Source organism: Halobacteriovoraceae bacterium, from assembly GCA_020635115.1.
Classification (GTDB): Bacteria; Bdellovibrionota; Bacteriovoracia; order Bacteriovoracales; family Bacteriovoracaceae; genus JACKAK01.
This window is the reverse complement of record JACKAK010000003.1, coordinates 239,565-252,342: the sequence shown is the minus strand read 5'-3', so window position 1 is coordinate 252,342 and position 12,778 is coordinate 239,565. Positions and strand designations below refer to the sequence as shown.

Below are 12,778 nucleotides of genomic sequence, written 5' to 3'. Positions count from 1 at the left end.
AATTGACTTTATGTGACAGCTTCTCACATTCTACAATATATTGACGATAAACCTTAAAAGAGAGTTTATCATGATAAAAAAAAATATTTTAATCCTTTTAATTATTAAAGCTAATACACTCCTGGCCTCCAATTTATCGCAACTCGAACTTGAACGTAGATTATCAAAATTTGAGTACGATAAACGTGATGAACCATACTCAATACAACAAGTCAGTGATTCTAAATCTCATATACAATTTGAGGGACAACTTGAAACGATGGACCCAATAACTTCTCAACGTGATATTATTAGCTTTGGCCTCTATCGATCAAAACTAAGTGGGCGAAGACCTCTGATAATGATTATGCCTTCAATTGAAGGTGAAATTTTACTTGAACGAGATGTTGCCCGCTATTTTGCAAACCGCGGCCATACGGCCATCATTGCAAGACTCAATCAAAATATCGCCGATCCTAATAGGGAATTAGCTGATATTGATGATTTTCTCATTCGCTCCACAGTTTCTATTCAAAAATTAATTGATTACGCCTTAGCTCATGAAAATATTGACTCTCAAAATATTAGTGCTTTTGGTGTGAGTCTAGGGGGAATTCGAACCGCATTAGTCACCGGGGTAGACCTTAGAATAAAAAAATCAATAATTATTGTAGGTGGAGGAAATATTCCCCAAATACTAACCAGTTCACAACAAAGTATTATTGAAAATTATAGATCTATACGAATGGGATTAGAGGGATTTCAAAAAAAGAGAAATTTTGAAAACTATCTCAAAGAACATATTTTGCTTGATCCCTTAGTATTTGCCCAAAGAAGATCTAGAAATGATATATTCATGATGATAGGTAATTACGATAGTTCTGTACCAACTGATACGCAATATCAATTATGGGAGAGTTTTAACAGACCAAACAAAATTATCATTCACGCAGGACACGTCTTGACTGCAATTAGATATCGTCTCTATCTTTATCAATTTAAAAAATTCATTGATGAAGAGAATTATTTTATTTCTGAAACTTTAGCATCATCTTCACCATAACCATCATAGAGTTCAATCAAATGATGAAGTTCTGGAAAATAGTCTTTGGGAATATGAACTTCTTGTTCAGTTGATTTTCTACGAATAAAGATTTTTATTTCAATATTTAGATCATCCCCTCGATACTCTTTTTCTTGATTAAGCTTATTTTCTAATTGATAAATTTTACTTAGAAAGTACTGATCTTGCTTTGAAGATAACTTAAAAGATTCGAAATTTTTGAGTTTTTTCCAAATCGACCAGGGCCCTTGCGATTGAATGAGCAGTGCCGCAAGTGTCACATAGATTGTAGGATCAGATTCAAAGTTATCTCCCATTAATACAAGCTTCTGAGGTATGCCAGTCATTGAGAGGATTGAGAAGAGATGTCCCATCTTGTATAGTCCCTGGGTTTTTAAGTCTTTTGGAGAGAGTTCCCCCAGAGTTAAAGAAAAAATTTGTCGGTAATCTTTGAGAAAAATTCCAGCACTAAAAATCTTATGTTGATACAACCAATCCCTAATAGCTTCTTCATAAAAGTGAGGTGAGGCAGTTAAGATGAAGGGATGATAACCTTCATCAATAAAACGTTTAATCTTCTCTACACTTTTATCTAAAGTTGGGAAAACCTCAACTGGACTAGACAAAGACTTATAAACATCACTTGTTGTTGAATAACGTGTGTCGGCCAGCGTTTTATCGAAATCTGAAATGATTATATGTTTTGGATCTTGAATCGTGTAAATAAAGTAACTCCCCACTAATAATTCCATCCCTGGAGCGTAGGAAGTTTCATAGACTTGAATTGTTTTAATTTTATTCGTCGACTCATTCAGTGGAATTTTGAAATAAAAATTTCCAACAGAGTCTGAATCAATCGACTTTTTAAAAATTTCTGCCCTGTCCTCAGTCACTCCGACTAGTTTTATCGTAAAAAACTCATGGGCCATCAGAGAAAAACTTTGAATTGGAAAAGCAGGCATAGATTGTCCAAATTCTGATTTTTTCTTGAATTCATAATTTTTTAATGTAAGTGCTGCCCTAACTTGTATGGAATGGTTCGTTTTTATGGCCAAGAAGTGAACAATACCTGGTCTTTTCATAAACTCTTGCGTTAAAATGGTTAATTATCTGAATGATACGTAACTTTACTGCAGAAGGAAATGGGTGATGCAAAATATTCAAATTGAAATTTTAGGGTCCGTGTCCATCTATTTGGGGATGGGAATTAAAATAGTCGCAGCTATGGTTTTAGGCGGTCTGATTGGTATAGATAGAGAAAGGAAAATGAAAGATGCCGGGGTGAAAACAAATATTCTCATATGCCTTGGAGCTACACTCTATACAGCTGTTTCTCACTTACTCATGGATGGAGTGCATAACGTAGTTGATCCAAATAGAACATCCGCTCAAATTGTTTCTGGTATTGGTTTTTTAGGAGCAGGAGCAATTATTCAAGGAAAAGGGGGGGTTAAGGGATTAACTACCGCTGCAACAATTTGGGTTGTTGCGGCCATTGGTGTGACTATTGGGTGTGGCTATCCACTGATTGCAACTTTATTTACCATAACAATTTTAGTAGTGCTCAATCTTTTAGGGCCATTTTATAAAATACTCAAACTTAAAGAAACTTATCATTTAGAAGTTTTGTCTAAAACATCGGTTAAGGACTATGTTTTAAATATTTGTCAGAAAGAGGCCGACGAAGTCATTAAGGTATATGAAGAAATCTATTCAGATGACACAGGAAAAACACATCTCCATGTTTATATGGATATCAATCCCAAAAAGATAATTGATGTCACGAATAGGATCAAAGGATTATTACAGATTCACGCAGTCAAGTATCGAATGATCGATCACGATAATTGGCATCATCACGAGCAAAAATTATGAAGAAACTACACTTGAAAATAAATGGTATTGTGCAAGGAGTCTTCTTTAGGAAATCCACTTTAGAATTTGTTGAGAAAAATTGCAATCAACTAAAAGGCCATGTCAAAAATCTTGATGATGGAAGTGTCGAAGTATTTGCACTTGGCCCCCAGGAAGATATTCAAAAACTCATAGAATTTTGCAACCACGGCCCTCCTGCGGCCAGAGTTACAAGTGTCGAACACTTAGAATCTAATGAAAATACAAATAATCTGCAAAAGTTTTATATAAAGTATTAAATATTTTAAATCCTTTTTCCTTCGCTTGGCACCTTTTCATTATTTAGAAAATTCACTAGAATTCGCTTCTTTTACCTAGGAGTATTTAATGAGTAAAATTACAAATATTATAGCGCGTCAAGTACTCGACTCTCGCGGCAACCCCACCGTTGAAGTTGATTGCATTACTGAGTTAGGAAATCTTGGCCGGGCCTCAGTACCCTCAGGTGCGTCTACAGGATCTCGTGAAGCTCTAGAATTAAGAGATGGGCGAAAAGACTATTATATGGGGAAATCTGTACTTAATGCTCTGAAAAATATTAAGGATAAAATTGCGCCCGCTCTTCTTGGAAAAGAAGTCACTGACCTGAAGTCAATTGATCTGGCCATGATTGAGATGGATGGAACTGAATATAAGAGTAACCTAGGGGCCAATGCCATTCTTGCTGTCAGTATGGCCGCTTGTAGAGCTGGAGCTCTTGATGAGAAAATGGACCTCTTTACTTATATTAAAGAAAGATTAAACGTACCAAATCCGGTTGGACAATATCTATTACCAGCTCCCCTTATGAACATAATAAATGGTGGAGAACATGCTTCAAACAATTTAGATATTCAAGAATTTATGATCGTTCCTCATCTGAAGAAAAGTTTTTCTGAAAACCTCAGGGCCGGTGTAGAGATTTTTCATACTCTAAAAAAAGTTCTCTCAAACAAAAATTACTCCACTAATGTTGGCGACGAAGGAGGATTTGCTCCAAATCTCAATTCTCATGAAGAGGCCATCGAACTCATTTTGTCGGCCATTGAGCAAGCTGGCCTTAAACCCGGAGTTGATGTTTCTCTTGCGCTAGACGCTGCAGCTAGTGAATTCTACGAAAATGGTAAATACATCATGCAAGGTAAGACGCTAACTACTGATGAAATGATCGAATATTACTCAAACTTTATTTCTAAATATCCGATCTACTCAATTGAAGATGGACTTGCTGAAGCAGACTTTGAAGGCTGGGTAAAAATGACAAAGGCCATCGGTGATAAGGTCTTACTTGTTGGAGATGATCTATTTGTAACAAATAAAAAAATCTTCAAAGAAGGAATTGAAAAGGGACAGGCCAATGCAATTCTAATCAAGGTAAACCAGATTGGAACTCTCACCGAAACCTTTGAAACTTTGGAGCTTGCTTATAAAAATAATTATAAGACCATCATTAGTCACCGCTCTGGAGAAACCGGCGATAGCTTCATTGCCGATTTGGCCGTTGCTTGTGGTGCAGGTCATATTAAAACAGGTTCGGCCAGTAGATCTGACCGAATTGAAAAATATAATCAGCTACTAAGAATTGAAGAGACACTTGGTTCAAATGACAATTTCAATGTCATAAAATAAAAAATCAGGGGGTCTCGTATTGGGGCCCCATGAATTTTTTTAAGCGCTATACTTTTGTAGACGTCTATTTTCTTTTTTCACTCGCTTCTAGTGCATTACTTTGGACTAGCTTTTTTATCATAAATAACTACGAATATCATGAGCAATTTTATACGACTTCACTTCTAGGACTTAACTTCTTTTTTTTCCATCACTATTTTGGACAGTCTTTTCTTCTAAGAGGTACGCGTGGTACGACGATTCTGGCCCTCGGACAAACAATTTGTTATTTTGGACTTTTTTTTCAATTTAAGGATACAACATATATTCTCTTAGGCCTTTTGCCTTCTATATTTCTCCCACAACTCTTACAAAACACCCTGGGTAGCTTTTGGAGCTGGTTCCATGAAAAATCTCATTATTATATGGGTATAGTGCTTTTAATTTTTGCGACATTCTACTCACTTAATAGAACAATTATTTTTGAACCATATTCTGTTATCACTATAGTATGTATTATCATTTGGGCATTTGGTACAACTTATCTTGGGGGTGCTTGCATAGAAGCACAAACTTTGCGACATCTTTCTAAAGTTCTAAGAGGTAAAGGCACATTAAGAACTATGAGTTCTCACAGAGAGAGACTTTTTTTCCATGATCTCATTAATCATACTCATTCAATGGGTCTTTTTTTACAAAATAGAATTTCTATGAGAATGGGCCTTGATACAAATGAGAGCGAAAGTGTCTATAATGAAATCAAAATGCTTGAATCTCTTGTGAGAGATCATTTCCAATATTCTCACAAAAATTTAATTGGTCTTTATGAGTACGTTACATTTGAATTTGCTAAGAAAACACTCTTTAATCTTGTTGCAAACTTTTTACCACCTCATCAAATACAAACTAAGTTTATTTTTGAAGGACATATCAGTGATTCTGTTCCAATCTTAGAAAGAAACCAATACAAAGTCTATTTTCCCTATTTTTATAGGATTCTTACTAATTTACTCAAAAATATAGCAGAACAAGGCTCAAAACAAGTAGAAATGAAATTTGATTATCGTGATGATGTACTAAGAATCACAATCAAAAACAATATCACTGATCTGGCCGGCCAAAATAAAAATCTAGATTTAAAACTTCAGCAAACAATTCAAAAAATTTCAGGAGAGGGTGTTAAGTATTCTACCGGTCTAGGACTAGAATCTGTTCACGAACTTTGCCAAGAACTCGGAGGAGAATTTAAATTTTTTATTGAAGACTCTTGTTGGCACTCGCTTATAATTCTTCCAAATCCAGAAGTAAAAAATTTAGTGGCCTAAATTACCGTTTGACTTTTATTTCAAAAGAAATCACAATAAAGTTGAGTTGTACGCTCAAAATAAAGACAGACTTCCTGACCGGAGTAAAAATGGATTTTTTTATCGGTCTTACTTTTCATCAAAACCAATTTCAATTTAAGAAAATTGATCGTTTTCGTAAATGCTTCGATTCTAAAACAAATCACTCAACTATTTTGCAAATGACACTCTTGCCACCTTTTAAAATACCTTATCAAGATGTTGAAATGTTTATCGATCACGTTGAAGAAGATCTCGAAGTTCAATTACATAATATCAATACAAATAGTGAGATCGTTTTTAAGGGGTTAGACTTTTTTCAAGGTCAAAATGGGATGTTATTTCTTCGCCCTGAAATCCCGGATAATATTTTTCATTGCATGGAGTCCATTTGGGACAATATTAATTCTTTTAAAGGAAGATTTAGTAAGAAAAAACATGGAAAAGAATTTGATCAACTTGAAAAAAATGTAGTTCTACCCTTAGGACGATTTAATAATCCTCATCACCTTGAAGAGGCCCTACAAGAGGCCAAAGAACACTTTCAATTTCCGATGCGACTTATGATCAGAGAAATTGATTTATTTGAAAAAATACCTGGACACTGGCCACTTAGAAGAAGACTCTTTATTTTTCCAAAAAATTCAAAAAATTCATTGGAACATTTTGAACTTTCATTACCTGAGGTTATAATCGAATAAAAAAAGGATTTTTTTAATGCTTAAAATATGTGTTTTCATATTTGTAATGTATTCCTCAAACATTCTGGCCATGAAAGATAGGGTTCTCTACAATCCACAAAGTGGACATATTGGAGAAAGTGTTTTCAAACTCGATTTATTGGGGGATTTCCACCTCTCCAGTGGTGTGTATGATACCGATGGAACTGAAGTTGAATTCAATGATGAACAAGGCTATAAAAAATTTGATGGAGAGGCCAATATCCATTATGGAGTTAATAAATATATTGAAATGTTCACAGGAATAAGAGGAAGATATATTATTTCTGATACTGAGGCCAACCAAGTGACAAATGCTAATATTGAATCAGCTATGTTAGGTCTTAAAGTTGCTATGATTCCTACCAAAAAATTTGAAGGTTCTCTCTACACAAAATTCAGAAAATCGCTTTTTACGAACGAAACCGATTTAACTCTGATCGCTAATGGAGAAGCAATTTCTTTAGGAAATGAAGGTAACGAACTTACTTTTGGAGGGGCCGTCACTTATTATCTAGGCAATGCAATCAATATTTATGTTGATGGTGCATACAATTTACCTCCAGATGGATTGTCTGCAGAAGTCCTCTATAAAGGTGAAATCGCTTTTTTAGGAACTTCATTCGCAGGAAAAGTAGGGATGGACGGTATATATTCGATGAATCAAGAAGATGTAGACATTATAAAAACTCCCTTAGGGTCTGAACCTTCTCGCTTTTTCAATCAATCTATTAATAGATCTCGCATGAGACCCTATATCGGTTTCAATCTCAAACTAGGTAATCAGTGGAGGTTTGAAGCAAATGCTTTCAAAGTCATTTCGGGAACTTCAACAGATGCTGGAATAGGTGGATTTGGCGCCATTACATATTATTCAAAATCAGATAGGGCAAAATTAAGTAAAGGACGTGAAGCAAAATTCAAAGAATACGATACAGAAGGGACAATTCTTAAAGTTACAAGTTCACAAAAATTTGTAAAAATTGATCAAGGTGTCGGACAAGATGTATCAAAAGGAATGAAGGCCGATATATATTTGACTGACTATTTTGGCGGAAATATTCTCCTTGCAACTGGAGTCATCCTTGAAACTTCAGCAAATTGGTCAATTATTAAGGTTATAAGAAAATACCGAAAAACATTAATTAAAAAAGGTATGACTGCCAGAATTTACAAATAGAAATTAGAAAGAATTATTTAAAGCACTTAAAAAAATCTTGTAACATTTTTTACTTTCGATATCATAGAGTTAACGCAAATAAATATTAAAACAAGGATGTTTTTATAATGGCCCGTCATATGAAGAACTTTATTATTTTTCTTTTTTTATTTGCTGTGTATCAGAATATTTCTCACGCTGCTCTTTTCTCAAATCAATATTGTCAGTTTGAATTACCTCCAGGTTGGGAATGTTCTTTAGAGGGTGGAGAGTATGTTTGCCAAAGTGTAAACAAAGATAGACAGAAAGAGGCCATCATTGTACTGGCCGCAAAACTTAGAGGCAAACAAGACAATCTTCAAGATTATGAGGCATATTTAAAACAACCTAAAACATTTAAGCTTCCAGGTGGAAAAGAAGTAAAGTCTGACTATAAATATGCTAAAATGAAAGAAATTAATGGGCATAATTGGATTGATTCACTCCATCTGGCCTCTGAAGTTCCTGGCTTTTATACACGTTACTTAGCAACTGTAAAAGAAGATCTTGGTGTTGCTTTTACATTTTCAGTATCAAAAGATCACTATGAGGCCTATAAGGCAATTATAGATGCTCTTGTACAAAGCTTAAGAGTGTTTAGACAAACCAAGTCGCAAAATTGGAAACCTATTGCAGTCGAAGGTGAAGGTAAAAAATTTAATGCAAATGATACGACCATTATTCCGGATGGTGAACAAGTTGCAGTACAACGTGATCCAAATAAAGGCCCTGGTATTTTTGGTCTGGGTGAAAATGAAACAATGATTTTAGCTATAGTAGGTGCTGTTGCAGCTTTTATAGTCCTAAAAAAACTCAAAAAGAAATAAAAAGTTTAGAGATCCTCCTAGTCAATTCTTTTTACTTTTTACTCTTATTTTCGTTGAAAAAAACTGGATAGGCCGATTTGAAGTATCTAAAAGTGATGATTTTAAAAATATCTTCATTAGCAGATTTATTCACTTCGGCCTTATTCAGTTTGTAACCTTTGAATGCCTGAGCTGAGTCTACATTCTTCGAGGTAAAATCTGAAATTTTCTTCTTTCCATCTTTAAAATCAAAATTGAATTTTTTCTTTTCACTTTTTGGATCCATTCCTTTGGATATTTCAGGGGAGACTTCTGCGGTATCGATTGCACTTTTTTTATCTGTTTTTTCTACATTTACCGGAAAACCTCTGGTTGCTAAGGCCTGCATTTGGGCCTGTTGACTTGGGTTCATTCGGTTGTAAGCAGATTTTACATCATTTTCAAGCTCTTTTATAAAATCTTGTTCACCTTGACGAAAGTCTATTGGATCTAGTCCTTTTAAAATTTTATCCTTGTTAACTTTGTCTTCACCTTCTTTTTTAAATTCATCAATGATATCTCTCATAGCTAATAAATTTGAACCTTTTGCGTTAAGTCCTGCAATGTCACCTTTAAGAGTTGCGTTGACAAGCTCATTTGCTGTCGTTGCGGCATTTTGAAAATCTGTGGGTATATCAACTCCAGTAATATTAAATTTTGGAGGAGTTGGATTAACTGGATTTGAGGTTTTGCAAGATTGAATATCAAAATTGCTCACAGATCCATGTAAACATTCTGAAGGAGCTCGACTTGGATCAATATTTATACTGGTTTTAAGAGTGAGTTTTGGGGCCTTGGAGCGCTGAATTTTAAGTGTATTTGAATCAGGAGTAAGATTGTTGAGTTTCAACGAATCAGTTGTATTGTCATACAGATCGAGTAAATCTTGATAATCTTTTTCTCGTTTTTGATATTCGCTAATAACACCGTCAAGAGAACCCGCAGTTAACTCGGCCAGTAGGGCACTTCCTCCAAAAGTTACCGCTCTTCTTAGAGGATGTTGAAGTAATGTCCACTTATATTTTTCAGCTAAAAGATATCCACCCAATAGACCTATTCCAGCGCCAAGCATTTCACCAAATTTATCTTCCATACTGGCATGTGCTTCTGAAATTATCGAAAGCATGGAACTTAAGTCATGCCCAATTGCCAGTTTATAATTTTCTTCTATTTTTTTGTGATAATCGTATTCTGTTAAAGTCATATTCTGAACTTCATTTTGATTTAATCTTTCTTTTTCAACAATTTCAAAAATATTTTTACCCAAAGCATACTGGCCATAATCAAAAAATGGAATAGAGGGGTTATAACTTGTTGTAGCTTTTCCACATTCTGGATCTATACCAAATTTGTGCACATCAAAATATTCAGCTATCGCAATTCCTGCTGCGATTCCATAGATCGTTTCTGAAAGTCTAATAGCATCTTGTTTATCTTCAGTGGCCTCTCTGGCCTTTCTGGTTTGATTGAGAGCTTCAGCGATAGAGTCTCTTTGACCATCATCCTTATTTTTTGATAAATAAAAATCTAATGATCTTTTTGAACCTTCATCATAATTTCCCCAATTAAACAGTTCTTGGGCCAAATAAAAGGCCCCCCCTATCATAAAAAGTTTTGAACTACTTGATGTACACGTGGCCAGTGCTGTTCCACTAAAAATTCCAACCGCAAGTAGAGACATTGTAGACCAAAGCATATGTTTGTCTGCCTTTTTATTTGTTTCACCTACGCTACCACTTGAATGTCCGAGTGAAATTTTTGATCCTTTTTCTTCGTTATCGGTTGACGTCGTATCTGTTGTCGAATCTGTGGAATTTTCAGTTGTTGTTGTTTCTGTTGAATAAACAACATGAGAAAACAAAAGGGTGAATATTGTAAAAAAATTCAAAAAGGATTTAAAAATTGTCATAATGGCCCCTTAATACGTTCATCGACATGACCAAATGTCGTCTTTACTTAAACAAAACAAAAGGAATATATTTCCCATGAGTATATTTAGTTACTTATTAGGTAAGTAACCTCTATTTTACTCCCATCAGTTGGTAAAAAGTCTTTATCAAATATCAACTTCTTTTCACTCAAAGTGAATGTATACTCAGAGTTTGCAATGACTTCAGAATTAACTTTGACTTGAATCTGTCCGTCGATTGGCGTTTGAGTGAGTAAAAAATTATCAGCTAAATGTACAATACTATCAGAGAAATCTGATAATATTTCAGAAAAGGGTAGATCTATATCTCTTGAAATCCCATTTGTAAGTCTAGATGCTTCAATATACCTGTCACCATATGTTTCGTCATTATACAGAGGCGAATTTTTTTTAACAATGGAAAATATTTTTGTCAGTGAAGGATTACTCTTTCTATTTTTTAGAAAATTTACGTATTCAGAAACCTCAGTGTAAAAATAATTGTCATAGTAAGGAGCAATAATATGACTTTGATCTTCCTCATCTGAGATAACTATAAATATTGTATATGCATCATCTCTAAAAAAACTAGAATTTCTTTGGGCAAACCTTTTCATTACGTATAAACCCGATTCATAAATTCTAAAATTGTAAAGATCTGTGAGAATATATCTATCAAAATCGTTTAAGAAACTGTTCATGTCAGTTGCAGCTTGTTGAGATGTTAAAGTGCCAATAGGATTGAGCATCCCTCCATCTAATGAATTTTGAGGTGTCTGATCATATTCATCCATGAACAAATCATATTGTGTTTGATCTTTTGCTAACATAAAGATGAGGTTACTATAGAAGTTCCTGTCTGATGGCCTAGGGTCAATAGTTGTGATTGCCATCTTGAAATCAAAATGCTTTTGAATAAATCCATTAATAAAGCTATCAAAATTATTGGCAAGAGCTTCTTGTTCATCGTACATGGAAAGTGAATTATCGATGACCCAAACAATATCAATCTTGACATCTTCTCGGGTTGAAGTTTGATAAAAGGTTTCGGTGATATAATTTTTAGTGGGATCGTCTGGGTTTTCTTCATAGTGGTCGCTGTCATTAACATCTTGATTTTTATCTACGACCTTATTGAAGAAGCTTTCGTCTTTCTTAAAAAATTGTGTATCTTTACCACAACTTGTAACAAAAATAAGAAGAATGATCACACCGTTTTTAATTAAACGTTTCATATACCCATCCTAATTCATACTTATTCAAGCATGATGAGTTGTACTACTTGTTCATAGAAACGTTCAATATATTCGTATCACACCACTAGTCTATACTCTAAGCTCGAAATGAAATGGAGTAAATATAAAGTCAAGTTATTCTCGAAAAGAGTTCAATAAGTCCTTTAGATTAGAGTGCTTACCTCCAAAAATTAAAGATCAAAACTCCATTTAAAGGTGATAATAGATATTGGCGCTTTAAAAATCTTGAAAGGTTAAATCTACATATAATAGTGACTGTTAATGTCTATCATTTTGAATTTTTGAGTAGATTGGGAAACTTAAACATTGTCTGGGTTCGTTAGGATACGAATCAATCAATTCGGAAAAGTATTGCCTCGTTCGATAAAACTTTCAAAGCTACCATCAAAATGTGGTAGTTGTTTGGCATGATAATAAATCAAATACTCTAAAGTTTCTTTTTCAATGGATTCAGAATGATGATATGATTCAAGAGTAACAGGAACTGTAGTTTCACCCATTTCATACATCGCTCTAATTCGGTGATGTCCAGATACACATAAAAATGTTCCATTTGGAAGGAGCTTAATGACTATGGTTTGATCAAGATCAAATCCTTTTTTTTGTATACTTTGCTTTATATGATCAACATTTTTCCAGGAAGATTTAATATTCAATGGATTTGGTATAGGATGAAGAAATGTAATGAGATTGATCGGAAATTCAATATAAGCAGAGATTGTTCCGGAATTATCCCAATCATTAATTTTTCTTCGCCCATAAATTCTGTGGATTATATTTCCATATTTATTGAAAGGTTTGATTTTACTTTTGAGAGTTTTTCTCATTTCGAAAATCGAATCATGATTGGCCAATTTACTAAGTTGTGAAAAATATATCTCACATCCAATGTTTGCAAATATACTTGGGAGTCTAAAAGAAAAAAGAATGAATAGTAGAATCGTTTTTGTCATCAGCTTGCTATA

Annotated in this window: 12 protein-coding genes; 8 read left to right on the top strand and 4 right to left on the bottom strand. The window is 34.2% G+C overall.

All coding sequences use genetic code 11. The annotated features are described in order from the left end of the window. Nucleotides 1-70: 70 nt before the first annotated feature. On the top strand, nt 71-1,042 hold the full coding sequence (locus H6622_05635; protein MCB9060982.1) for a hypothetical protein: 972 nt from the start codon (nt 71-73) through the stop codon (nt 1,040-1,042). Here the strand turns inward: H6622_05635 and H6622_05630 are convergent. After that, the gene (locus H6622_05630; protein ID MCB9060981.1) at nt 1,003-2,124 is read right to left on the bottom strand and encodes a hypothetical protein; all 1,122 of its coding nucleotides are present in this window, start codon (nt 2,122-2,124) and stop codon (nt 1,003-1,005) included. The two genes, H6622_05635 and H6622_05630, sit on opposite strands and share 40 nt — an antisense overlap. 67 nt (nt 2,125-2,191) lie before the next feature. Here H6622_05630 and H6622_05625 point away from each other — a divergent pair, with 67 nt between their 5' ends. The 7 genes from H6622_05625 (at nt 2,192) to H6622_05595 (ending at nt 8,630) form a co-directional block, all read left to right on the top strand. Further along, the gene (locus H6622_05625) at nt 2,192-2,917 is read left to right on the top strand and encodes an MgtC/SapB family protein (protein ID MCB9060980.1); all 726 of its coding nucleotides are present in this window, start codon (nt 2,192-2,194) and stop codon (nt 2,915-2,917) included. After that, the gene (locus tag H6622_05620; protein ID MCB9060979.1) at nt 2,914-3,195 is read left to right on the top strand and encodes an acylphosphatase; all 282 of its coding nucleotides are present in this window, start codon (nt 2,914-2,916) and stop codon (nt 3,193-3,195) included. The genes H6622_05625 and H6622_05620 overlap by 4 nt, the downstream gene beginning before the upstream one ends. Before the next feature lie 88 nt (nt 3,196-3,283). After that, nucleotides 3,284-4,564: a phosphopyruvate hydratase gene (gene eno, locus H6622_05615; protein MCB9060978.1), complete on the top strand. Its 1,281-nt coding sequence runs from the start codon at nt 3,284-3,286 to the stop codon at nt 4,562-4,564. A gap of 29 nt (nt 4,565-4,593) precedes the next feature. Further along, nucleotides 4,594-5,868 carry an ATP-binding protein gene (locus tag H6622_05610; GenBank protein ID MCB9060977.1) on the top strand — a complete coding sequence of 425 codons (1,275 nt, stop codon included), beginning with the start codon at nt 4,594-4,596 and terminating at the stop codon, nt 5,866-5,868. Nucleotides 5,869-5,957: 89 nt separating this feature from the next. Then, a complete protein-coding gene (locus H6622_05605; protein MCB9060976.1) occupies nt 5,958-6,587 on the top strand; it encodes a hypothetical protein in 630 nt (209 codons plus the stop codon). Between the two features lie 16 nt (nt 6,588-6,603). Next, a complete protein-coding gene (locus H6622_05600; GenBank protein MCB9060975.1) occupies nt 6,604-7,785 on the top strand; it encodes a hypothetical protein in 1,182 nt (393 codons plus the stop codon). A gap of 119 nt (nt 7,786-7,904) precedes the next feature. Then, nucleotides 7,905-8,630, top strand: coding sequence for a hypothetical protein (locus H6622_05595; protein MCB9060974.1), 726 nt, complete (start codon nt 7,905-7,907; stop codon nt 8,628-8,630). A gap of 31 nt (nt 8,631-8,661) precedes the next feature. On the opposite strand, the gene H6622_05590 is transcribed toward H6622_05595, so the two are convergent. The 3 genes from H6622_05590 to H6622_05580 form a co-directional block, all read right to left on the bottom strand. Next, entirely contained in the window at nt 8,662-10,557 is a 1,896-nt protein-coding gene (locus tag H6622_05590; GenBank protein ID MCB9060973.1) for a hypothetical protein, read from the bottom strand. A gap of 86 nt (nt 10,558-10,643) precedes the next feature. After that, nucleotides 10,644-11,792: a hypothetical protein gene (locus H6622_05585; GenBank protein MCB9060972.1), complete on the bottom strand. Its 1,149-nt coding sequence runs from the start codon at nt 11,790-11,792 to the stop codon at nt 10,644-10,646. 356 nt (nt 11,793-12,148) lie between these two features. Next, nucleotides 12,149-12,766 carry a ParB N-terminal domain-containing protein gene (locus H6622_05580; protein ID MCB9060971.1) on the bottom strand — a complete coding sequence of 206 codons (618 nt, stop codon included), beginning with the start codon at nt 12,764-12,766 and terminating at the stop codon, nt 12,149-12,151. Nucleotides 12,767-12,778: the final 12 nt, after the last annotated feature.